This window comes from Macrococcoides bohemicum (assembly GCF_003259675.1).
Classification (GTDB): Bacteria; Bacillota; Bacilli; order Staphylococcales; family Staphylococcaceae; genus Macrococcoides; species Macrococcoides bohemicum.
In genome coordinates this window covers 34,570-58,765 of record NZ_PZJG01000005.1, presented here as the reverse complement: position 1 = coordinate 58,765, position 24,196 = coordinate 34,570, and the positions used below count along the sequence as shown (strand labels likewise).

Here is a 24,196-nt window from a genome sequence, read left to right as displayed (position 1 = left end):
ATTACGCTCCTGCCATCAGAATTGCTAACGCATCCTGCGCAGCTTTCTGTTCTGATTCTTTCTTCGTTCTTCCACTTCCGACACCTAAACGCTCACCTTTGATACAGACAATAGAAGTAAATGTTTTAAAGTGTGCCGGCCCTTCTTCACTAATCAATTGATATGTCACCTGTTCATTTTTCGTCTTATGGATATATTCCTGTAAAAATGTCTTATGATCTAATATGCCTTCAATTAAGTCTTCAGTAATATTCGGAAAAATAAACTGGTTGAAAAACTTTAACGTAGCATCATAACCTAAATCTAAATATAATGCGCCAACGAAAGCCTCAAATACGTCAGCAATTAATGACGGACGGGTTCTGCCCCCAGTTTTTTCTTCTCCTTTACCAAGAAGGATTAATTGATCAAATCCTAATTTTTTCGCAAATGTCACAAGTGAAGGTTCACATACGATTGCTGCACGTAACTTCGTTAATTTACCCTCTGGTAAATGACTGTGCTCTTTGTATAAATATTGTGAGACCATCAATTCTAACACCGCATCACCTAAAAATTCTAAACGCTCGTTATCATTCACTTTATCTAGTTTAAAGTCATTGATGAAACTAGAATGTGAAAATGCCTGCGTATAAATCGTGATGTCTTGAGGTACAATATTCAGCATTTCAAACGTTATGTTAATTTTTTCCTTAAACTTCTCAATAATTGCTAATCTTTTGTTCATTTTTTTCCTCCTTTTCAAGTAATACTCTTTATATTTTACGTTAAAACGATTTATAAAAAAAGCAATATATGAGATTTCTAAAAAAATCCTATAGCACTAAAAATATTAGTGTTATAGGATTTATATGATTAAGCTTCTAAAGATTCGATGTATTTAACTGCATCACCAACTGTGTTGATTTTTTCAGCTTCTTCATCCGGAATTTCCATTCCAAATTGATCTTCTAATTCCATTACTAATTCAGCGATATCTAAAGAATCAGCACCTAAATCATCTTTAAATGAAGCATTTTCAGTAACTTTATCCGCATCAACGCCTAAGCGATCAACGATGATTTCTTTTACTTTGTCGAAGTTTTCCATATGTTTCACCTCCTTAAAATATCCTATATTATTTTACCCCTTAGTTCATAAACATGCCACCATTTACGTGTAATGTCTGACCCGTGATATATTTTGCTTTATTACTAGCAAGGAAGCTCACTGCCTCGGCAATATCATTAACTTCACCAAGTGAACCAAGTGGAATTTGCTGTTTCATACTTTCAACTAAATCTGCACCTAATTTATCTGTCATATCACTTACAATAAAACCAGGAGCTACAGCATTGACACGTACACCACGACTGGCAAACTCACGTGCAAATGTTTTCGTTAAACCTTCAACACCTGCTTTACTTGCAACATAGTTCGCTTGTCCGGCATTCCCTAACGAACCAACCACACTACTCATATTGATAATGACGCCTGTTCGTTGTTTCAACATTTGACGTGTTACCGATTGCACAACGTTAAATACACCCTTTAAATTAGTAGCGATGACATCGTCAAAATCTTCAGCTTTCATACGCATTGTTAGATTGTCACGCGTTATACCTGCATTATTGACAACGACATCAATCGAACCAAAATTTTCAATTGCAATACGTATCATTTCTTTCACTTCTTCAGCATCACTGACATTCGCTTTTACAGCAATCGCTTTTTGTCCTATTGCTTCAATCTTAGCTACAACCGCTTCTGCACGTTCCTGATTACCTGAATAGTTTACGAGAACATCAAATCCATCCTCAGCAAGTTTAATTGCAGTTGCTTCACCTATTCCTCTTGAACTTCCTGTTACGATTGCTAATGCCATGACTTCACCTCATTGATTTGTTCAAGTGTATCCACTTGTATCGTATTTACATTTCGATCTATCTTACGCACTAATCCAGATAATACTTTTCCTGGACCTACCTCTATAAATGTATCTGCATTTTGAGCCACCAAATATGCTATAGAAGCGGTAAACTCAACTGGAGAATACAATTGTTTTACTAAATTTACTTTTATTTCATCTTTATCCGTCACAGGTAACGCTGTCACATTCTGGATAACTGGAATTGATGCATCACTAAAATCAAATGTATCTAAAAATGCACTAAACTCACTTTCAATAACTTTCATTAAGCTTGAGTGAAATGGACCTGTAACATTTAAAGGAATAATCTTCTTTATTTGATGTGCTGCTTTCGTTTCCACTAATTTATCAATCAATGTCTGATGACCTGCAACTACGATTTGACCTGGGCAATTTAAATTTGCAATATCTAGCTTTTCGCTGACATTTGATAATCTTTGACATGCTTTTTCGATAATATCTCGGTCAGTACCCATTATCGCTGCCATAGATCCTACGCCCGGAGGAAATGCTGACTGCATCAATTGACCACGTTTACGTACGATGCGCACAGCATCAATCGGTGAAATGACTTCTGCTGCAACAAGTGCTGCATATTCACCTAAACTATGTCCTATAACATAATCAGCGTTTAACTGCGCAAGTTTCATTGCTGCTATACTATGCATGACAATTGCAGGTTGTGTATTTTCTGTCTCAGCTAATTTTTCTCCACTTTCCATGATTGCAATAATATCCTCATCAAGAACTGCATTTAAGTCATTCAGTAATGACTTACCTGTATCATCATTATAAATATCTATCGCCATACCTGTGTACTGTGAGCCTTGTCCAGGGAACATCAATACTTTACTCATCTGTTCCCACCTCTTTCGCCAATGTTGATACGACATCTTCTTCAACGGCAAGTCGAGCCTGGCGCAGTGCATTGTAAATCGCAACTTTATCACTAGATCCATGCGCCTTTATTACAAGACCATTCACACCAAACAATACAGCTCCACCATACTCAGAATAATCCATCTTACCTTTTAGTTTTGCCAAATCGTTCTTTATAATTGCTGTTGCTAGTTTATTTTTAGTACTGCTTGTTAAAGTTTGTTTTAACATTTTAAAAATATTGTTAGCTGTACCTTCTAGTGTCTTTAATATAATATTTCCGGTAAAACCATCTGTTACGACGATATCTGCCGTACTATTCAATAGCGTTTTAGGCTCAACATTGCCGATAAAATTTATTGAAGTTTCTGCTTTTAATAATGCGAATGTTTCTTTCGTCAATGTATTTCCTTTTTTATCTTCAGTACCAATATTGGCTAATCCAATTGTCGGATTATCTATTTTACGATTTGCTTTCGCATAGATATTTGCCATCTTTGCATATTGTATTAGATGTTCAGGTTTTGCATCAGCATTTGCTCCCATATCAAGTAACATAAAGCCTTTATTATCAATCGTTGGCATAGTCATTGCTAAGGCTGGACGCTCTATACCTTTAATACGGCCGACAATAAATAATCCTGCTGACATTAATGCACCAGTATTACCTGCTGAAACACATGCATCAGCTGTTTTTAACTTAACGGCTTCTGCAGCACGTACCATCGATGCATCTTTCTTTCTGCGTACTGAACGTACCGGTTCATCGTCCATCGTAATTTGTTCTGAACAAGCAATAAATTTAAAATTATCATGTTTAATCGTGTTATATTCCGGTAAGCCATATCCCTGAATCTCAACATCACTAAACGCTTTTAAGAAAAGTTCAATACCCTCTAATACTACTTGAGGAGCATCGTCTCCACCCATCAAATCAACTGCTATTTTAATCATTTATCTCATCCTCACCTGTATAATACATTACAAATTGTCCAGTAAATACCGTCGTATGTTTAACTGTACTCACAACTTCGATTTTAGCACGTTTATTTACTTTCGAAATAACTGTAGCTTTCGTAATGACACGATCTCCTAGCTTTACAGGTTTCTTAAAATTAATTTCACTCTTAGCTGTAAGTGCTAATTCATCGTTAATAACAGCTACACATAGTGAATTAGCTTGTGCAAATAAGTAATGTCCACGTGCAATCTTATTTCTATAAAATACGTGTTCGTCTTTTATATCAAGTATAGAGATAGCAGATTTATCAAGTTCCAGATCAATGACTTCACCAATAATTTCATCTAATGGTAATGCACGTACCTCATCTCGCTGTTTTACTGCTACATCTTTAATACGTTCACGTAGTTCCGGAATATTTTGTTCTAATCGATCTAATCTGATTGTCTGGATACTCACATTGAGATCACGACTCAAGTCTTCATCGGTCAAAAAAGGATCTTCATTAAGTCGTTTCGTGAGTTCTGACTGACGTTCTTTTTTATTTAATTTTTTCATATATACAAATCCTTTTAGTAGTTGGTCTTAGTACTAGTAAATATAACATAATTGATATTTTAACTGCAACTTTTTATACAAAAAAGACCAGACTTGAATGTCTGGCCTACTTTAAGCTGCTTTTTGAGTCTTAGTTTTTTGAGGTGCTTTTACTTTTTCACCATTCTCTTCATATAACTTTGCTTTAAAAATCATACGTTCACTAAAAAGCATACGCTGTGGATCATAATTATCACACGTGATTAAAGTAAGTTCCTGTAGTGCGTTTTTCTTTTCATCTAACACACCAACTTGTGTCGGTTTTACGTTAAAGATTTTATAGATGCGGTACTTTTTAATTCCATCACGTGACTGCAAAATGACAGTATCTCCTACTTTTGCACGATCTAAATAATTGAATCGTATCCCTGCACCTTCCACTCTATGGCCAGCGATTGCGACATTTTGTTCAGATAGCTTTTCTCCTTCTTCAACAAGAGACACACCATTCTTCAAATTCTTTTGTGTTGCTGGCCCTTTAAGTAACGGTTCATTAATTTTAGCTGCCGGTACTTTTAAGTATCCTAACATATTTGACTTTAATTTTAATTTATCAGGTTCAGTTTTCGTAATCCATTTTTCCAATTCATTTACTTTAGGTTTATCTTCATTTTTTTCATATGCAGTAATAATTTTTTCGTTTACAATTTCAGTGTAATACTCACGGATATTCTGCCAGAAAAACATAACCAATGCAGCTACAATACATAGTACACCAATAACTCTCAGTAATATTCTTACCATCATGTTCTCCTTAATCAATTTCTTGTGAATGTATCTCGTCGGTTAAACGTTGTTTTAAAAACGATAATTCAGGTGAATCAATCATTCCGCTTAAAATAATTTCACTTGCTTCATCTCTTGCTACTTCTAACATTCTATAGTCTTCTACAATATTTGCGACTTTAAAATCTGGTAAACCACTTTGTTTCACCCCAAAGAAATCACCTGGTCCACGCATTTCCAGATCTTTTTCACTTAGAATAAAGCCATCTGTCGTCTGAGTCATTATTTGAAGACGTTCGATACCTGTTTCAGTTTCTGGATTACCTACTAGTATACAATAACTTTGATGACTACTTCTACCTACACGACCTCTTAATTGATGTAATGTTGATAATCCAAATCGCTCTGCATCATAGATAATCATCATTGTAGCATTCGGAACATTTACACCTACCTCAACTACGGTAGTTGATACGAGAACGTCAATTTCATGATTAGCAAACTGCTGCATAATGCTATCTTTATCTTCGGCTTTCATCTTACCATGCATGAGACCTACACGGTCTTTTCCAAAAATAGCTTGATAAGCCATATATATTTCAGTAGCATTCTTGACATCCAGATGCTCAGATGCTTCAATGAGTGGACATATGACATATACTTGATGTCCAATCTCTATCTGCCTTTTTGTTTTCTCATAGACAGTATCTATTGCTTCATGTTTTGCCCATTCAGTAATAATCGGTTTTCTACCTTTAGGCATTTGTTTAATCGTAGATACATCAAGTTGACCAAAGACAGAAATTGCTAACGTTCTAGGAATAGGTGTAGCTGTCATGAATAATACGTTAGCATTTTCACCTTTTTCGCGTAATAACTTCCTTTGATTCACACCGAAACGATGCTGTTCATCTGTAATAACGAGGCCAAGATGATTAAAATTTACCGGATCACTAATGAGTGCATGTGTACCGACTAAAACATCTATCTCACCTAAAGCTAATTGTTCAAGAATAATATTTCGACGTTTCCCTTTTATGGATGATGTTAATAGCGCAATATTAACCGTCTCACCGTATAATTCACTTAAACTTTCAGCATGTTGCTCTGCTAAAATTTCAGTTGGAACCATTAATGCACTTTGTAGACCACTTGTTTTAAGTGCATACATTGCTATTGCTGCAACAACCGTCTTCCCTGAACCAACATCTCCCTGCAATAACCGATTCATTCGCATCGATGATTTTAAATCACGGAATATTTCATTAACAACTTGTTTTTGAGCGTCAGTCAGTTCAAATGGCAACGTTTGAATAAATGTTTTGACTTCATCTATGTTATAGCGAATATCACTATTGCTTGATTGATGTTCCTTAAGATGCAACATACGCATCTTTAACTGGAACAATAATAATTCACAGAAAGCAAATGTTCGTTTTGCCTGTACCAGTCGGTCATGTGATCCTGGAAAATGAAGTTCAGCGACCGCTTCTTTAAAATCCCAAAGTTTATATTTTATTTTTAAATAATCCGGCAAGAATGGTGGCATATCCGCTGTTAATAATGCATTATGCAATATTTTCTGAAAAGTAGCGCGTTTAATAAGTCCTTTAAGACTATATTGAGGTACAAGATCATCATTTTGGTTGATCTCTGATAACTTCTTAAAACCAGTACCTTGAATAATTTGTTTACCTCTCATCCACTTACCTGTTATCTTTACTTGTTCACCGACGACAACCTGCGGCTTAATATATAGCTGATTGAAATATTCTACACGCACTGCAACATTATCAACCATAATATGAAAAGATACTTTAGATTTTTTTCTGCCGAAATGTGCAACAGTTGCCTGAGAATAAATTTCTCCGGCAACTGTTATCTTCTCACCATCAATAGCGTCATGAATATTAATAATCGTTTCATCATTGTATCGATAGGGTAAATATAATAATAAACTTTCCATATCATATATATTCAATGTATTTAAATGTTCAAGAGTTTTAGGTCCAACACCTTTTAATGTAGCAATCGACTGTTCTTTAAAGAGTTGTTGTTTTGCTTCCAAAAATTCTTTCCTTCATTTCCTGGCCAGTCTTAGTGCCTGCAAGACCACCTCTACCAGTCTCACGTAATGCACTTGGCATTGTTTGTCCAATTTTGTACATCGCTTCAATTACTTCATCTGTAGGAATTCTACTCTCAACACCTGCTAATGCCATATCTGCTGAAACGATAGCATTTGATGCACCCGCTGCATTACGTTTCACACAAGGCACTTCTACAAGACCTGCAACCGGATCACAAACAAGTCCTAACATATTTTTCAAACAGATACTAAATGCATGCGCACTCATTTCTGGTGTTCCACCAGCCATTTCAACAATCGCAGCGGCTGCCATTGCAGCGGCACTACCTACTTCGGCTTGACAACCACCAGCTGCACCAGAAATTGAAGCGTTATTAGCCACAATAAAACCAAATGCACCAGTAGTAAATAAAAACTCAATCATCTGTTCGCGAGTCGGATTCAGTCTCGTCTTCATAGCAAACAATGTACCCGGAACAACACCTGCACTACCAGCAGTAGGTGTCGCACAAATTAATCCCATCGCAGCGTTGACTTCATTTGTTGCAACAGCTTTACTTACAGCATCAAGTAATGTTTCACCACTTAATGTATTTCCTCGTGCTATATAATCACGTAATTTTACAGCATCCATTCCTGTAAGACCTGTCGGACTTTTTACACCATTTAATCCTCTTTCAACAGCTTGCTCCATAACAACAAGATTGCGTTCCATCTTTGCGAATACTTCTTCACGTGACGCACGAGATACTTCCATCTCCTGACGTATCATCGCTTCTGATATAGCAATATTTTCAGTTTTACACAGTTCTATTAATGCTTCTACACTATTAAACATATTATCCCCCTTAAGCTTCAGACATTAAAGTAACAGTAGAAATGCCATTACATTGTCTAATTTCTTCTATAATACTTTCATCAATTAAATCATCAAGTTCACATGTCATTAAGGCAATTTCACCTTTATTTTTTCGAGATACCTGCATTTGACCAACGTTTATCCTATTTGCCCCTAGAATTTGAGTCACATTTGCTATTGTACCAAATGAATCCTGATGGAAAACGAGTAATGCCGGATAATTACCTGAAATTGTAATCGGGAACCCGTTTAATGCAACGATTTCAATTTTCCCACCACCGATAGAAATACCTTCTATCGTTAATTCTTTTTCTCCATCTTTCATATGAATGATTGCAGTATTCGGATGACTTTTCTCTTCATCCTGCTCAATAAATGTTACGTTTAAACCAGATTGTTTAGCAAGTTCAAGACTTTCGGGAATACGACTGTCATCTGTATCAAAACCAAGCAATCCTGCAACTAATGCGACATCCGTACCATGACCTTTATATGTCTCCATAAATGAACCGTATAAATAGATGTCAGCTTGAGCAGGTGTTCCACCAAATAAATCTCTTGCAACTAGACCGATTCGAACAGCACCTGCAGTATGTGATGAGGATGGGCCAACCATAATCGGACCAATGATATCAAAAACACTTCTATATTTCATTTCCATTTCCCCTTTAATTTATATTCATGAATATTCAATGCTTCTTTATTGTGACAAAATCCGAACAAACTAATCATCCGCATGGATAAATAAGCTGCTCGGATTTTATTTTACAATATGATTTATTCTACAGCGAACATAAAGCTGTAAATCGGTTGTTTACCATCCTGAATTTCAACTTCAACATCTTCATAATGTTCTTCAAGAAATGACTCAATCACCTGAACATCCGCGTCAGAAGCATCTGTTCCTTTTATTACGGTAACAATTTCTGAATCTTCATCTAACATTGATTTTAATAATTCGATACAAACTTTTTGTTGATCTTTATCTGATACCGTAATTTTACTTTCATTGATTCCCATGAAAGCACCTTTTTCAATGTTCACACCATCAATTGAAGTATCTCTTACTGCATAAGTCACTGAACCAGATTTAACATTGGACAATGCTTCTGTCATATTTTGTGCATTTTCTTCAATTGTAGCATCAGTATTATATGATAACATTGCTGTTAAACCTTGTGGTATTGTTTTTGACGGTACAACTTTTACAGGTATATCTGTAACTTGAGCTGCTTGTTCAGCGGCCATGATGATATTCTTATTATTCGGTAAAACGATTGCTTCTTTACATCCGCTTTTCTCAATAATTTTAACGATATCCTCAGTCGATGGGTTCATTGTTTGTCCACCACTGATAACGTGTGTTGCACCAATTGATTTAAACAGTTCAGTGATACCGTCACCCATAGAAATAGTAATAATTGCTTTTTCTACTTTAACTGTTTCTTCCTGACGAATACCACGTTTACGCAATACTTCTCTGTGTTGTTCTCGCATATTTTCAATCTTAATCTTAATGATTTCACCATACTGACTACCATATGTTAACGCTTCACCAGGTGTTTCAGAATGGACATGCGTTTTAACAATTTCTTCATCAGAGATTACAAGTAATGAGTCACCGAATTCAGACATATCGTTTCTGAAATCATCTTCATTAAAGGGTTTCATACCTGGTTTGAAGCGAACCATAAATTCTGTACAGAATCCAGGAACGATGTCTTCAGTTTTTATAACATCACCAAAGTCATGGTCATCATTAATAAAATCATCATCCACTTTACGTGCAACAGGTGCGGCAATCGCTTCACCTTTCATTACGCTCAAGAAACCTTCATATACATACATTAATCCCTGACCACCACTATCTACAACGCCAACTTCTTTAAGTACTGGTAATAATTCAGGTGTACGTTGCAATGATGCATTACCTGCACGAACTACTTCTTCCATAACAGCGATACAATCGTCAGTTTCTTCAGCAACTTTCATTGCACCCTCACTTGCTTCACGCGCAACTGTTAAGATTGTACCTTCAACAGGTTTCATTACTGCTTTATAAGCAGTTTTCACGCCCGCTTTAAATGCCTTAGCAAATTTTTTCGCATCGATATCTTCATCTTGTTCAATATATTTTGAGAAGCCACGGAATAACTGTGAAAGAATTACACCTGAGTTTCCACGTGCTCCCATTAGTAAACCTTTAGAAAATGCGATCCCAACATTACCAATATGTGATTCAATATGTGCTTCAGTTTCTTGAGCACCTGATGTAATTGATAAATTCATATTTGTTCCTGTGTCACCATCTGGTACCGGGAAGACATTTAATGAATCTACATAATCTGCATTTTGAGATAAGTTATTTGCTCCTGTGATAATCATTTCAGCAAATAGCTTGCCGTCAATCGTTTTCATTATATTATCCTCCCTATTCTTCATCGTCCAGTTTAATAACACGTACACCTTGTATATAGATGTTTACTGAATTTACTTTTAAGTTTAATGTTTGTTCTAATGTATATTTAACAGATGATTGAACGTTATTTGCAATCTCAGAAATCTTTGTACCGTATGCAACGATGATATACATATCAACATCTAATACACCATCATTATTCGTTACAATGACACCTTTTGAATAATTATCTCTTCCAACGATATCTGCAATACCGTCTCTTACCTGATGTTTACTCGCCATTCCAATAATGCCATAGCATTCTACTGCAGTACCACCTGCAATTGTAGCAATGACATCACTTGAAATATCAATAGAGCCTAATTCGTTTGTTATCTCTAACGTCATAATCCATCCTCCTTATCGTTTTACATTCGTCACATTATTATAATCAATAATTTATGATAATTACAAGAATTCTATTGTATTCTGTGTAATTTATTATAAACGAATAGTAAATCATACACAAAATGACAAAATTATACTCAGAAATTTAACTTTTTGCTATAATTAATTTACTAAATATTCAAAAAATGAGGTAGATAAGATGAACACCGTAATACAGGAATGGGAAAAAGGATTTATCGGGTATACAGAAAGTTTAAAAATTATCTACTGTGCAATGCTCAGTAGAGGTCATATTTTACTGGAAGGTCCACCAGGTGTCGGAAAAACACAACTCGCGCATACAATCGCACAATCTTTAGGTCTACAATTTAATCGTATTCAGTTTACGCCTGATGTGCTACCGAGTGATGTTACAGGAATAAAGTTTTTCCACCCTGGATCGAAGCAATTTGAAATTAAATTTGGACCAGTATTTACAAATATATTACTTGCCGATGAAATTAACCGTGCGACACCGAGAACACAAAGTAGTTTGCTGGAAGCAATGCAGGAACATACTGTAACGATAGATGACACTACACACGTGTTGCCTGAACCTTTTTTTGTCGTCGGCACTCAAAATAATATTGAGACAAATCAAGGTACATACCCTTTACCGGAAGCACAATTAGATAGATTTATCGTCAAGATTAACGTAACTTATCCAGATATTGATGCAGAAAAAAATATATTGTTGAAACAATTTACCAATATACAAAATGTTCTGGATAAAGAAACGTTAATCGCTCATCAAAAAGAAATTGAAAAGATACATGTCGATGAAGATTTAACAACTTATATCGTACAAATATTGAATGAAACGAGAAATCACTATAATATCACTACAGGATTAAGTACCCGTGCAGGCATTCAAATAAGACAGATGGCACAAAGCTATGCTTATATGCATGACAGAAAATATGTCATACCTGACGATATACAGGCAGTACTACCTTATGTAGCACTTCATAAAATTCAGTTTAACAATCATGTTAGACATCATAATGAAAAGATTGATTGTCTTAATGAATGTTTAGGAAATATTCATGTTCCATTATAAAAATGATATCAATTTAAAGCCTGTATATAACCTTGCACCAGTCAATGCTTTACTAATGCTTGTATTAATTTCTAGTTTATTTTTAAGATTTTTCATCTTTTCTTATTTTATCGTATTAATCTATATTTTGTTTTTTTTAGATAGACGTTTCGCTTTAAAATACGCCATTTTAATTGAAGATGATCAGCAACACACTTTTCCATTCGTTGATTCAAACTTTAATTACAAAGTATTTATAACATCAAAATCATCACAAAAGTTAAAAATTCGCTTTGGGCTGGAACAAAATTATTTTGCAAATCAAAATCGCTCACAAATAATAAAAACTGTATTAAATCCTAATGAAATGACTGTTATTTCACTACCGATAACAGTCAATAAGCGCGGTAGATTCAAAGTTTATATATATGAAGTTGAAATAGAAGGATTCTTTAAATTATTGCGTTATAAAGTAGATCAACCATTCTCTTTATCAACATTATATGCAAGTTACGGTACCTATAATCAAAAAAATATTGAGCACGCACTTTCACTGGATGAAACAGGTCGTAAAGTCATAGGTCCTTCTAACGATAAATATAGTAATTCGCCTTATCAATATGACTTGCCTTTTCATCTTATTGACTTTAATGCATCATTAAAAGCTAATGAGCTGCTCGTTAAACAAACAGAAGTCTATGAAGCAAATCAAATTATGCTTAGCGCAAATGTATTAAGTAATCAGCACATCCATCATAAAACCGAAGAAATTCTAAAGTCACTTTCAGATTATGCCTATACTTATTTCGAACAGCACATCTCTTTTTTCATTGCGATTAATATAAAAACGAGTCTCATTTCAGATGAACCAGTTGTCATTGCAATAAAAAACACAGGTGATATGCATGCGATGCATCGGGCAATTGCTGAATTTAATCAGGATAGTTACACTTTTCAATTCAGCAACCTCGTTGATGAAGTGCTTCATTCTTATAAAGTAAACCGATGGATTCATTTCGGTGAAATAAAAGATAGTGAAGTTATGAAAATAAAGCATAATATGATTCATTTTGAGCGAGGTGAAATCGATGCAATATAAAAATATTTTTAATTATTTTATTTTCTTTATTGCTTTATCACCTTTAACGTTTATTCATTCTTCATTTTTTATCGTTCATGTTTTTTTGTTAATTATGCTGTATTATACGAAACATAATGTTTTATTAAGTTTTAGCATATCGATTATCATCGGAATCGTTGCAAGTATTTATCTTGATGTATCACATTTTTATTTGATGTTATTATACGGCTTAACTGCATTATATAATGTCACAGACGACATGCATCTAACATATTATGTTCAATCATTCTTTGTGGTGCATCTATTGTTATTTCTAAGTTATCATCAACATTTTTATGTGCTCGCTACAATCTATGCGTTATGTATGATTTTCATTTTATTCTTCCCGATATTTAACGATTATAAAAAGATTATCGCTTTGATAGGTATTATGATCACAACGTTTATAATCGGAACAGGTTTATTAATAGCATATCAAACGGTTGTGATGCATTTACCTTCTAATATTATGAAAAATATTGATTATAAGCAGATGAAAATCAATCCTAGGCAGATTGAGGATATAAAGCAGGAAGAATCACTTACAATAGAAACAAAATCGATGAGAAAAATTAAAAAGGAACCTGACAACTTCTTATGGTTTTATGCATTGGCAACGATAATACTTTCAATTATCGCGTTAATACTCTACAAAAGACGAAAAGTATTTCAAATACCACAAATGCAACAAGAGAGCAGAAGGATTCAATATGTCCATCAATTTAAAACTATAAATTCAGACTATAAACATCTACCACATTTTTATATGAAACATCTAAAAAAACTGGAATCATTTTATATTAAAAAGGGCTTTCCGATTAAGCCTAATAAAACCTTTGCTCAAAACTTCTGTCAGGTCAATGCTGCTGATCCATTAATAGATTTTATCTATGAAATGCGCTACTATAACCTGCAAGATACAAAAGTGAATAGAAAGCAATTTATAAGTCATTTAGAAGCAGTAAAAAATGTATTAATAGATAAATAAATCTTGCATTCAAAAGTCGATTGTGATAAATTGTTATAGTATGTAAGATCAAGTGTATCTCTATATTCTATTAAAGGAGGCAAAACAATGGCTAAAGTATGTCATGTTACAGGTCGTAAAGCAGTTTCAGGTAACAACCGTTCTCACGCAATGAACTACAGCAAACGTCGCTTTGGTGCTAACTTACAAAAAGTTAGAATCTTAGTTGATGGTAAGCCTAAACGTGTATGGGTTTCAGCTCGTGCATTAAAATCAGGTAAAGTGACTCGCGTTTAATTGAATATATAGATACAAAAAAGACCTTTGTGTGAAAGGTCTTTTTTTATTGAACTATTTAGCTTCACTACTTTGAATCATATAAACTATACCTTGTTCGACTGTTATTTCTGCTCGGTCCGTTATAAATTCATTGCTTACTGTACGGGTATACCCCATCTTTATCTCTAAACGGTCTGTCTCATATTTTAATCCTTCTATCGTTAACAGAACACCGTCGTTTACCGGAATAAACGATATATATTTTTTATCTTCGCTTCTTTCAATAATATGCGTTCCTGTTGATAATACCTGGATTTCATTATATGCATCTACAATAATAAATTCCGTTTCAGATAATAACAGATCTGGATGAACAAGAGTCTGTAAATTACCTAAAAAGTGATCCAGTCTTCCACCAGTTGCCCCATGAATATAAACTTTTTCATAACCTAATCCATTCGCATATTGTACGCCAACTTCAAGATCTGTTTCATTTTTCTCAGATGGTAGATATTCAATTTCAATTACTTCTTCAATCCTTAAACGTTCATCTTCAGACACAGAATCAAAATCACCAAATGCTGCGATAGGTCGAATACCTGCATCAACAAGCATAATTGTCCCGTAATCAATACCAATCCAATCTTCATCATGATATTTTTCTAAAAGGGAATCTGATACACCTAAATATGTACAAAGTATATGTAAGTCCATATTACTCACCTCTCAATACACTTGTTGGTATTGATAAATCTTTATGCTTAAAGAAGTATGATCCTGCTACTAATACATCAGCACCTGCATCAATACAAGTTTTAGCAGTAACTTCGTTTACCCCACCATCAACTTCGATCTCATAATTAAGATGATATTTTTCTTTATAATCTTTTAAGAATTTGACTTTCTCAATACCATTATCGATAAATTTCTGACCTCCAAAGCCTGGATTGACAGTCATAACAAGCACAAGGTCAACATCTTTTAGAACAGGTACAACGGATTCAATAGGTGTACCTGGATTTAATGTAACACCAGCTTTCTTCCCTGTGTCATGAATCATTTGTATTGCTCTATGAATATGATTTGTCGCTTCAACATGTACGGTAATAATATCGCTACCCGCTTCAGCAAAGGTTTGAATATATCGCTCAGGATCCTGAACCATTAAATGTGTATCGATCGTTAAATCAGTAACTTGTCTAATTTGATTTAAGATTGGAAAAGCAAAAGAAATATTTGGAACGAAATTGCCATCCATCACATCAAAATGTATATAATCTACTCCTGCTTCTTCCAGACGCTTGATTTCCTGCTGTATATTTAAAAAATTACAAGATAGTAAACTTGGTGCTACTTTCATCAGTATCTCACCTTTCTCGTGTCTATTTCATTTAGCATTTGCTGATAATGTAAATATCTTGTTTCTAAAATTTCTCCATTTTCAACACCAGCTTTAATTGCACAACCTGGTTCATTGATATGCATACATTCTCTGAATTTACATTCATCGGCACGTTCAGCAAATTCGATAAAGCAATATTTCAAAGTATTTCTATCAAGATTATCTAAATCAAGTGAACTAAAGCCCGGTGTATCAGCAATATAACCATAATCTAATGGAATTAATTCGACATGTCTTGTCGTATGTTTCCCACGATTAAGGGCATTACTGATGACTCCGGTATTCAAATTTGCATCTGGTATTAAAGCATTGATAAACGATGATTTACCTACGCCTGACTGTCCAGCAAGCACTGTGATACCTTTTATTAAATCATTAAAGTTTTGTTGTTCTAGATTTGAAACGAACATTACTCCATATCCAATACGTTCATAATAATCTAACTGCGTCGTAATAAAACTAATTTCCTGTTCATTTAATAAATCTTTCTTTGTCACGAGAAGGACAGGTTCTACATCATAAGATTCAATAATCGTAATAAATTTATCTACTAAATTTAAACTAAATTCAGGTTCTTTTGCACTCATCACAATTATTACGCGGTCTACATTTGCAACAGGCGGTCGCACCAGTGCATTTTTTCTTTCATGAACCTCAAGAATGTAACCATCGTTTTCGTTCTCTATTTGAAATGTCACGAAATCACCGACATATGGTGTTATACCTTTTTTTCTGAAATTTCCTCGTGCACGGCATTGATAAATTGCGCTATCATCTTCACTTTTCACATAATAAAAACCGCTTAATGCTTTAATAATTTGACCTTTAATAATATTCACCTCTTATATTAATGTCTTTTCGGAGCATTTAAATATGCATAGAATAAACCGATAAATAGACCTCCACCAACATAATTACCCAGTCCACTAAATAATAAATTTCTGAGCATAGGTAAGATGTTCTCCGAGTTAAATTGATAAAACAGGGAACAGATAAACATAACGCCATTAGCGATAACGTGTTCATATCCCATATATGCAAATATCGTCACACCGATAATCATAGCAACCATCTTTGGTAATGCTTCCTTAAAATGCATCGTTACGATTATAGAAATATTGATAAAAAAGTTGGCTAATATTCCGCGAATAAAAATATCAACACTTGATAAATGGAGCTTCTTATCAACAATCGTATGCATTAATCCAAGCATATCATTTGATACTACTGTACTAAATTTTAACAGACTAAACAACAATATACCACCTATCATATTACCAAGAAAACACAGCGTAAACACAAGCAATGCACGACGCACTGTCACTGATTTATAGAAAATACCAACTGTAAAATACATAAAATTACTCGTTAGCAGCTCCGAATAGGTAAATATAATAAAAATAAGTGCAAAACTAAAGGTGATCCCACCGATAAGACTTGCTAGTTCTGCGCCAATATAAGGCGTAAAATCAATGCGCGTTTTCCAGGTAAATATAATCATAAGTCCGATAATAAAACCTGCCATTATCGCTCTAAATATATATCTGGTAAAAAAATCTTTTACGAGGCTTTCTTTCGTTAATACTGTATCCTGTATCCCATCCATTAACTTTCTTCCGTAAAAAAATTTTTCAGTTTCCGGAAAGTTAAAATTATCTGGTTCAGATGATTGGTTATTATTCTTCATATCTTTTCTCCTTATGTGATATTTTTCACAAGATAATTTTAATGCATTATCACTAAATATACAATAACTATTTTTCATCAAAAAACAGCAAGACAATTTGTCTTACTGCTGTTCAAAATTATTAAATTAATCAATACGTTTCATCGGTATTGTTTTAGTCATTGGTGTAGTAAGTGGTATCGTTTCATACATCACTTCATTTGAAGGTAGTTCAAACCACTTCACCGGTGATGCGGTAAATCGTTTTATAGCAATCTTCCATTGAAGGATAAGACGCTCATACCATAACAGATCGCCATCCAGTAAAACTTCATCTTGAAGTACTACAAATTTAAAGTCACTTATAATACGCAAATTATTTGTACCATACGGTCTTCTTCATTCGTCGTTAAGTAAACTAAATTAGTCGCAAATTTTGGTACACTACGATCTTGTTTTAATGACTTTAATTGTCCTAAATATTCATCGATCGCAACATCATGTGACTGTTTGTCTTTTATCAGATAACCGTTATACCAAACAATCATGACAAAAATGATCAAACAAGAAATAAGTACTGCTACATAACCACCATGCATAAATTTTGCAAGGCTTGATATAAAGAATGCAAATTCTAAAATAAAGAAGAATCCAATCGTTAAAAATAATAACAATGTATTGACCTGTTTCTTTTTAAGATAATAAGAAAGTAAAATTGTTGTCATCATCATTGTGACTATAATACTTAGATCATAGGCTGCTTCCATATTTACACTTGTTTTAAAGTAGAGGACAACAAGTATACATAAAAACCAGATGACTGCTGTCACAGATGGAATATACATTTGACCTTTTACTGTCGAAGGATATTTAATATCCAGTTTAGGTATAAACTTTAAATGAATTGCCTCAGAAACTAAAGTGTATGCGCCGGTAATCAAAGCTTGCGATGCGCAATAAAATTTTTTATCACTTATAGATCACCCAGTTTCTCGTTTCTTCGTTCAATATTTTTATATGTTTTGCTAAGATTTTCTTTGTATTCCGACTTTATTTCTAAATCGTATTTTTTAAGTAACTCTCTTTCTACTTCCAGTTTTATTCTATCTAAATGTGACTGACTCGTTCGGCGATATATCTTATAGTTGAAGAATAATATCGATAACATCAAGATAACTAGACTAGAAAACCCTAGTATCATCATTAATTGAAGATGATCAATCATCGTCTGAAACTGATCCTGCTTTTCAATAATAAAATCTTCTAAGTTTTTAAATGGTTTCGTAAAATATATCATGAATAATCTCCCTTATTATTTTATAAATGTGCTAAATATATGTATGATATTACTATAAATGAGGAATGGAGTGAAACAAATGACAAAAACAATAACATTAGACGCAATACAAGATGCAATTAATACTGGAACAGATGCAGTTATACTAGATGTAAGAGAATTGGATGAATTTGTAGCCGGCCATATTCCGGAAGCGACTCATCTTCCACTATCAGATATTGAATCACAATCTGTTGGACTCGCTAAAGACGTAGAATATATTATTATTTGTAAAAAAGGTGGCCGAGCGATGCAAGCTGGTCAGTATTTGGAAGATAAAGGTTACAATGTCACTGTTGCAGAACAAGGTATGGATGACTGGACTGGCGAAGTAAAGATAGAAGATTAAAAATAACCGTGCTCAATCGAGCAGGTTTAAAATACTAATTTATTTAGTACGATCAATATTCAGACGAACATTATTTATCACCATACCTGATTTTACACGACCTGGTAACTTCGTACGGTCAACAGTAAAATCTTGTGGTGGCACATCATAATCAATTTCCTGAGCGAAGTATTTCATCGTTTCTTCCATAATGATGATTGTCATCCATTCCCCAGCACAGCGATGATTCGTATAATAATCTCCTCCACCTTGAGGAATCAAATCAAACGGACTACCATCCCAGTTATCAAAACGATATGGATTAAATCGTTCTGGTTCACTAAATGTATCTTCTCTATGCAACGTACCAAATACATCTAATATAATCATCGTGTCTTTCTTAATCTTATAGCCATCAAATTCTATATTCTTAGCAGCTTTACCCGGCAAGAAAGGTACGAAAGGATAATAACGACGAACTTCCTGTACAAACTTATACGCATAATCATTATCATCACGTGCAACACGCGTTCTCTCTCCTGGAAACTCATGCATAGCAAGTACTCCGTATGCAACAAATCGATTTATTGCAACAAGCGGTCGAATCACATTCATTAAATCTACAGAACAAAGTCTTGAATCCATAGGTTTACCGTTCATATCTTCCCAATGACTGAATTCATATAAAGCACTTCCCGGCTCTGGATGAATCTTACCTTTACGTGTCTTAATAATTTGCTCTTCTAAGAAATCTTCTACACGTGCGCGTGCTTTCTTAGCTTCACGATATCCTTTATAAGGTGAACCGATTGCTCCAAATGAATCAATCATCTTATCCATATCCATTGCATGCTGTTCAATATTTTCAGGTGTTTCAATAATACCTGCCCATCTAAATCCAACTTTTGTCAATAAAATAATAGATTCTTTATAGACATTAACTTCATCCATCAACTGCATACGTTGTGTATTCTGGAACCAGTAGTTACGTGTTAATTTACGTAAATATGTTAAATTTTCATCTGTCATTAATGACATAAATAAAGCTTTTCTATCAATGTGCTTTTTACCCGTAGTCGTATGTATCGCACCTTTACCAAATAACGTCTTTACTACACGTGGTGGTAAAGTACCGGATCTTTCAATTTTATCATTATCATAAAATAATTCTGCAGCTTGTTTACCGCTAATAACAACAGCTTGTTTACCCCCTAGAACACGCGTTTCAAATACATTTGAATTAAATTTTTTTGTACGATTCTGAATATATTCATATCCTTCTTTCATAATCGTTAAAGTATTGTCAAGACCTCTATCTTTTGGCATTCTTTTCGCCATGATGATTCCCCCTAATAAGTATTATTTATCTATACCCTAAATTACAAAATTTTAACTTAAAATAATTCGTTTTGCTTCTTCCATTATTGCATCACTTTCTGCGTTATTCGTTAAGCGTATATCTGGTTGCACTACAAATTCTTCCTCTGTGCCATATACGAATACAAAGTCATCAAATTCAATTGTATAAAAGATATTCGCTGCACCGAAAGAATGCTCACCTATCTTCTTTGCATCACTTTGTGATGCAAAGAACTCTGGACTTCCTTTCGTTAAAGCTGATATTAAGATAATATCAGCTTCATATTGATGCGACTTAATACCACGCGCATAACGAAGATCTAAAATAACAGGTAAATCATGAGGATATGTAACCGTTTCATCAAAATTATAAATCGTAACAATCTGATAACCGTTATAGCTTTTTACTGTATTTTCTGGAAAATGATTAAAGTGCTGGACATCAAATTTATATTCTTCTTCTCCACGTAAAAGCGTGAGATGTGATTGTTTCGCAATAATATGTGTCCAGTCCTGATTATTATCATCTTCATGAAATAACAGTTTCTTGTATCTTGATTCAAGAATATTTATTTCATCATCACTCATTTTTTTTATAACATCCCCTACAACAAGACGATTATCATCATTTACTTCTGTGACGATTAACACTTCACCTTGCTTTTTTACGTTAAAGCCATTATGTCCTACCATATCTTTGTGAAAGAAAAACAGGCTTTTTATTTGTAGTTCTGTTAAATATTCCAGCATAATCTGTTGAAAAGTGTAATCATTGTTCGGTGCTAGATTTTTGATAATATTAAAATATAATGTATTTGTAGCATCATCTGATAAATTAAATTGTGATGATATTTTATCTCTCACTCCAGAGAATATTTCATAGTAATGGTATGACATGTAGTGACCCCCTTGTGTGTATATTTAAAATATAGGTTTAAATAATAAATATTACAAATAAAAAGCATAAAAAAGACGGCATAAAGTGAATCTACTTAGCCGTCTTAAAAACTATTCAATTTCGTCATAATCGATTTGTTCCTGCAAATACGTCTTGCCATCAATTTTAATAATAATCGCTCCTTGTGTATCTGGTTCAACTGTAAGCACTAATCTTTTCTTACTTTCCTTTGTTGTTTCATAAGATTCATAGATTGTTGAAATATCATTGTTTTTATCTTTAATAAATATCTCAACAAGTTGAGGCATCTTTTCGGTAGCAGGTGGTTCCGTAGGTGGTTCTACAGTTTCGCCTTCTTCGTTTGTTTCAGGTGCTTCTGTTGATGGCGTTATTTCTTTGCCCTTATATGGAATATTAACTGTTCCAATGTACTTCTTATCTTTTTCTTCTGGTGTTTCAGTAGTGACTTTCTCTTCTGGTGTTTCAGTAGTGACTTTTTCTTCTGTATTCTTATTCTTTTTTCCTTTTGATACTTCAAAATTAATCGTTGATCCGTAAGGGAGCTTTATGTTACGGACATTCTGAGAAATAATATTACCATTTGATACGTCATCAGAATAAATTACTTGTACCACATTAACGACAAAGCCTACTTGTTCCAGTTCAGCTTTGGCTTTATCAAAAGAAAGCCCAGTATAATCCTGAACAAATATTTCCTCAACACCTTTTGATACTGTAAATACAACCGCAGTATCTTTAGGAATGACTTCTTTGTTTGCATTAATATTTTGTTTAATGATTGTACCTGATTTTTCATAATTATAAACGTGTTTTACTTTTATAGATTTAAAACCTTGTTTATCTAGTTTTTTCTTAACGATAGAAATATCCTGTCCGACAAATTCTTCAAAAGTAAACTTTTTAGAACCTTTCGATACTGTTAAGTTAATGCGTGATAATTCTTTAACTTTTTCACCTATCATCGGATCAGTTTCAATCACGGTCCCATCTTCAAATGTATCAGAAAATACGTAATTAACCTGTCCTTTACGTAAATTACTTTGTTCAAGTAAACTAGTTGCTTCTGAAATTGACTTACCATTGATATCTGGAACTACACTATAATTTGGTGCAAAAGTCATATAAGCAATAGCTGTTCCTAAACCTAAAATAAGTAACAGTGGTAATAACCATAACCACCATTTTCTTTTTTTCTTCTTTAGTTCATGATTATCCTGTTCATCATTATTTTGAACGTCAGCTGATTCTGTTGGCATCGTTGTAACAGGATGCATTTCAATCGTATCATTTGCTTGTATAACAGGAATCATTCTTGTTGCATCGTCAACAATCATCATTTTCGGTTCTTCTGAACGTTCTTCGTCAAGACAGGTGTTTAAATCATCATACATTTCCTGTGTTGTACGATAACGTTGATATTTCTCTTTCATCGTTGCTTTTAATATAATATTTTCTAGCGCTTGAGGTACTGCTGGGTTTTCTTCAATTACAGATGGTAGTTGCTCCTGAATATGCTTAATTGCTACACCGACTGCACTTTCACCTTCATGAGGAGGATGTCCGGTCAACATTTCAAATAAAACGATACCTATTGAATAAATATCACTTGCTTCATCCGTTTGTTTCCCTTTAGCTTGTTCTGGTGACAAATAATGCACACTTCCCATAATATGGTTCGTATGCGTCATCGCCGTCTCGCTCAATGCGCGTGCTATTCCAAAATCAGAGATTTTAAGTTCTTTTGATTGCGTCATCAAAATATTTTGAGGTTTAATATCACGATGAATTATACGATGTTGATGCGCATGTTCAATACCACGCAATATTTGTTTTGTGAAGAATACTGCCTCTTCAACATCTAACGGACCATTATCACGTATATATTCATGTAATGTAGGACCATTAATATACTCCATAATCATATAATAATGACGTTCATCTTCATCTACATCCAGGACTTTAACGATATTAGGATGAGATAATGTTGTTGCATTCTGTACTTCACGTTCAAAACGCTTAACCGCACGATCAACATCGACAGGAGGAATATTAATGATTTTTACAGCGACCTGTGCATCTAAAATAATATCATCGGCGAGGTATACACTACTCATTCCTCCACCGTCGATATATTTAACTAACTTATAGCGGTCACTAATAATTGTACCAATCATTTACTCGCCCCCTTTTAAAGGGACAAGTATTACAGAAATATTATCACGAGCTCCTGCCTCTACAGAAGCATTAATCAATGCTTCTCCAGCTGCTTTTACATTTTCACGCGTCTTGATAATTTCATGTATGTATGATTCTTCAAGATAATCAGTTAGACCATCCGAGGATAATAATAGATATTCATACCGATCGAAATCATATTCAAACATATCCGGATGAATACGTTTATCTGAACCCATTACTTTAGTGATAACATTGCGTTGAGGATGGTTACGTGCCTCTTCTTTCGTTATACCACCAGCCATTAGTAAATGATTTACAAATGTATGATCATGCGTTACCTGGCGCATTTCACGTTCATTGATAAGATATGCACGAGAATCTCCAACATTTGCAATGACGACTTGATGTTCAAACATTAATGCACAAACTAGAGTAGTACCCATGCCTTGATTTTCATTGTTCTCATGACTTCTCTGATAAAGCTGACGATTTATATCAGAGATATTACTTTTCAGCCAGCTCTCAGCATTTTGACGTTCAATGTAGTTTTCCTCTGTAAAACGTTCAGCAAGTAAATCATTAACAAAATTACTTGCTACATCCCCTGCATTATGTCCACCCATACCATCACAAATAACTACGAACAACTGTCCTGTGTGATTGTAATATACTCCGCCAGCATCTTCATTGCGTTGTCTGACTGGTCCCATATCCGTAAAAAAACGTGCGTGCATATGA

The 24,196-nt window shown here is 34.1% G+C and carries 28 protein-coding genes; 5 read left to right on the top strand and 23 right to left on the bottom strand.

The window, feature by feature from the left end; all coding sequences use genetic code 11:
- Position 1: 1 nt before the first annotated feature.
- The 12 genes from rnc to BHX94_RS08905 all read right to left on the bottom strand — a co-directional run bounded on the left by rnc (position 2) and on the right by BHX94_RS08905 (position 10,826).
- Positions 2-727, bottom strand: a complete 726-nt coding sequence (gene rnc, locus BHX94_RS08960; protein ID WP_111746020.1) for a ribonuclease III — start codon at positions 725-727, stop codon at positions 2-4.
- A 128-nt stretch (positions 728-855) separates the two neighbouring features.
- Positions 856-1,089 (bottom strand): acyl carrier protein, encoded by a 234-nt coding sequence (locus BHX94_RS08955; RefSeq protein ID WP_096076743.1) that lies wholly within the window; start codon positions 1,087-1,089, stop codon positions 856-858.
- A 40-nt stretch (positions 1,090-1,129) separates the two neighbouring features.
- The gene (fabG, locus tag BHX94_RS08950; RefSeq protein ID WP_111746018.1) at positions 1,130-1,864 is read right to left on the bottom strand and encodes a 3-oxoacyl-[acyl-carrier-protein] reductase; all 735 of its coding nucleotides are present in this window, start codon (positions 1,862-1,864) and stop codon (positions 1,130-1,132) included.
- On the bottom strand, positions 1,855-2,766 hold the full coding sequence (gene fabD, locus BHX94_RS08945; RefSeq protein WP_111746016.1) for an ACP S-malonyltransferase: 912 nt from the start codon (positions 2,764-2,766) through the stop codon (positions 1,855-1,857). Before fabD ends, fabG begins: the two co-directional genes overlap by 10 nt.
- On the bottom strand, positions 2,759-3,742 hold the full coding sequence (gene plsX, locus BHX94_RS08940) for a phosphate acyltransferase PlsX (protein WP_111746014.1): 984 nt from the start codon (positions 3,740-3,742) through the stop codon (positions 2,759-2,761). Before plsX ends, fabD begins: the two co-directional genes overlap by 8 nt.
- A complete protein-coding gene (gene fapR / locus BHX94_RS08935) occupies positions 3,735-4,307 on the bottom strand; it encodes a transcription factor FapR (protein ID WP_111746012.1) in 573 nt (190 codons plus the stop codon). The genes plsX and fapR overlap by 8 nt, the downstream gene beginning before the upstream one ends.
- Before the next feature lie 111 nt (positions 4,308-4,418).
- A complete protein-coding gene (locus tag BHX94_RS08930) occupies positions 4,419-5,090 on the bottom strand; it encodes a class A sortase (protein WP_111746010.1) in 672 nt (223 codons plus the stop codon).
- A 10-nt stretch (positions 5,091-5,100) separates the two neighbouring features.
- Positions 5,101-7,140: an ATP-dependent DNA helicase RecG gene (gene recG, locus BHX94_RS08925; protein WP_111746008.1), complete on the bottom strand. Its 2,040-nt coding sequence runs from the start codon at positions 7,138-7,140 to the stop codon at positions 5,101-5,103.
- Entirely contained in the window at positions 7,115-7,999 is an 885-nt protein-coding gene (gene sdaAA / locus BHX94_RS08920; RefSeq protein ID WP_111746006.1) for an L-serine ammonia-lyase, iron-sulfur-dependent, subunit alpha, read from the bottom strand. The genes recG and sdaAA overlap by 26 nt, the downstream gene beginning before the upstream one ends.
- 10 nt (positions 8,000-8,009) lie before the next feature.
- Positions 8,010-8,675 carry an L-serine ammonia-lyase, iron-sulfur-dependent subunit beta gene (sdaAB, locus tag BHX94_RS08915; protein WP_111746004.1) on the bottom strand — a complete coding sequence of 222 codons (666 nt, stop codon included), beginning with the start codon at positions 8,673-8,675 and terminating at the stop codon, positions 8,010-8,012.
- A 122-nt stretch (positions 8,676-8,797) separates the two neighbouring features.
- Complete coding sequence (locus tag BHX94_RS08910) at positions 8,798-10,441, bottom strand: DAK2 domain-containing protein (protein WP_170120818.1); 1,644 nt, start codon at positions 10,439-10,441, stop codon at positions 8,798-8,800.
- A 10-nt stretch (positions 10,442-10,451) separates the two neighbouring features.
- Positions 10,452-10,826, bottom strand: a complete 375-nt coding sequence (locus tag BHX94_RS08905) for an Asp23/Gls24 family envelope stress response protein (protein ID WP_111746000.1) — start codon at positions 10,824-10,826, stop codon at positions 10,452-10,454.
- A gap of 199 nt (positions 10,827-11,025) precedes the next feature.
- Between BHX94_RS08905 and BHX94_RS08900 the strand changes: the two genes are divergently transcribed.
- The 4 genes from BHX94_RS08900 (at position 11,026) to rpmB (ending at position 14,288) form a co-directional block, all read left to right on the top strand.
- A complete protein-coding gene (locus tag BHX94_RS08900; RefSeq protein ID WP_111745998.1) occupies positions 11,026-11,925 on the top strand; it encodes an AAA family ATPase in 900 nt (299 codons plus the stop codon).
- Entirely contained in the window at positions 11,912-13,003 is a 1,092-nt protein-coding gene (locus BHX94_RS08895) for a hypothetical protein (protein WP_111745996.1), read from the top strand. Before BHX94_RS08900 ends, BHX94_RS08895 begins: the two co-directional genes overlap by 14 nt.
- The gene (locus BHX94_RS08890; protein ID WP_111745994.1) at positions 12,993-14,012 is read left to right on the top strand and encodes a hypothetical protein; all 1,020 of its coding nucleotides are present in this window, start codon (positions 12,993-12,995) and stop codon (positions 14,010-14,012) included. The genes BHX94_RS08895 and BHX94_RS08890 overlap by 11 nt, the downstream gene beginning before the upstream one ends.
- An 87-nt stretch (positions 14,013-14,099) precedes the next feature.
- Positions 14,100-14,288, top strand: a complete 189-nt coding sequence (gene rpmB / locus BHX94_RS08885; RefSeq protein ID WP_096076757.1) for a 50S ribosomal protein L28 — start codon at positions 14,100-14,102, stop codon at positions 14,286-14,288.
- Positions 14,289-14,342: 54 nt separating this feature from the next.
- Here the strand turns inward: rpmB and BHX94_RS08880 are convergent, their stop codons facing one another.
- The 7 genes from BHX94_RS08880 to BHX94_RS08850 all read right to left on the bottom strand — a co-directional run bounded on the left by BHX94_RS08880 (position 14,343) and on the right by BHX94_RS08850 (position 18,635).
- Positions 14,343-14,984: a thiamine diphosphokinase gene (locus BHX94_RS08880; RefSeq protein ID WP_111745992.1), complete on the bottom strand. Its 642-nt coding sequence runs from the start codon at positions 14,982-14,984 to the stop codon at positions 14,343-14,345.
- Position 14,985: 1 nt separating this feature from the next.
- Complete coding sequence (gene rpe, locus BHX94_RS08875; RefSeq protein WP_111745990.1) at positions 14,986-15,633, bottom strand: ribulose-phosphate 3-epimerase; 648 nt, start codon at positions 15,631-15,633, stop codon at positions 14,986-14,988.
- Entirely contained in the window at positions 15,630-16,505 is an 876-nt protein-coding gene (gene rsgA, locus BHX94_RS08870; protein WP_111746192.1) for a ribosome small subunit-dependent GTPase A, read from the bottom strand. Before rsgA ends, rpe begins: the two co-directional genes overlap by 4 nt.
- Positions 16,506-16,519: 14 nt before the next feature.
- Positions 16,520-17,359 carry a formate/nitrite transporter family protein gene (locus BHX94_RS08865; protein ID WP_111745988.1) on the bottom strand — a complete coding sequence of 280 codons (840 nt, stop codon included), beginning with the start codon at positions 17,357-17,359 and terminating at the stop codon, positions 16,520-16,522.
- 126 nt (positions 17,360-17,485) lie between these two features.
- Complete coding sequence (locus BHX94_RS08860; RefSeq protein ID WP_111745986.1) at positions 17,486-17,713, bottom strand: hypothetical protein; 228 nt, start codon at positions 17,711-17,713, stop codon at positions 17,486-17,488.
- On the bottom strand, positions 17,701-18,279 hold the full coding sequence (locus BHX94_RS08855) for a KUP/HAK/KT family potassium transporter (RefSeq protein ID WP_170120813.1): 579 nt from the start codon (positions 18,277-18,279) through the stop codon (positions 17,701-17,703). The genes BHX94_RS08860 and BHX94_RS08855 overlap by 13 nt, the downstream gene beginning before the upstream one ends.
- Before the next feature lie 32 nt (positions 18,280-18,311).
- Positions 18,312-18,635 (bottom strand): hypothetical protein, encoded by a 324-nt coding sequence (locus BHX94_RS08850; RefSeq protein ID WP_111745982.1) that lies wholly within the window; start codon positions 18,633-18,635, stop codon positions 18,312-18,314.
- A 79-nt stretch (positions 18,636-18,714) separates the two neighbouring features.
- Here BHX94_RS08850 and BHX94_RS08845 point away from each other — a divergent pair, with 79 nt between their 5' ends.
- Positions 18,715-19,023: a rhodanese-like domain-containing protein gene (locus BHX94_RS08845; protein ID WP_111745980.1), complete on the top strand. Its 309-nt coding sequence runs from the start codon at positions 18,715-18,717 to the stop codon at positions 19,021-19,023.
- A gap of 39 nt (positions 19,024-19,062) precedes the next feature.
- Here BHX94_RS08845 and BHX94_RS08840 read toward each other — a convergent pair whose 3' ends face one another.
- From BHX94_RS08840 to BHX94_RS08825, 4 genes are all read right to left on the bottom strand, one after another.
- Positions 19,063-20,340, bottom strand: a complete 1,278-nt coding sequence (locus BHX94_RS08840) for a cytochrome P450 (protein ID WP_096076764.1) — start codon at positions 20,338-20,340, stop codon at positions 19,063-19,065.
- Positions 20,341-20,391: 51 nt separating this feature from the next.
- The gene (locus BHX94_RS08835; protein ID WP_111745978.1) at positions 20,392-21,258 is read right to left on the bottom strand and encodes a hypothetical protein; all 867 of its coding nucleotides are present in this window, start codon (positions 21,256-21,258) and stop codon (positions 20,392-20,394) included.
- Positions 21,259-21,369: 111 nt separating this feature from the next.
- Positions 21,370-23,454, bottom strand: a complete 2,085-nt coding sequence (pknB, locus tag BHX94_RS08830; RefSeq protein WP_111745976.1) for a Stk1 family PASTA domain-containing Ser/Thr kinase — start codon at positions 23,452-23,454, stop codon at positions 21,370-21,372.
- The gene (locus tag BHX94_RS08825; protein WP_111745974.1) at positions 23,455-24,192 is read right to left on the bottom strand and encodes a Stp1/IreP family PP2C-type Ser/Thr phosphatase; all 738 of its coding nucleotides are present in this window, start codon (positions 24,190-24,192) and stop codon (positions 23,455-23,457) included.
- Between the last annotated feature and the right edge of the window lie 4 nt (positions 24,193-24,196).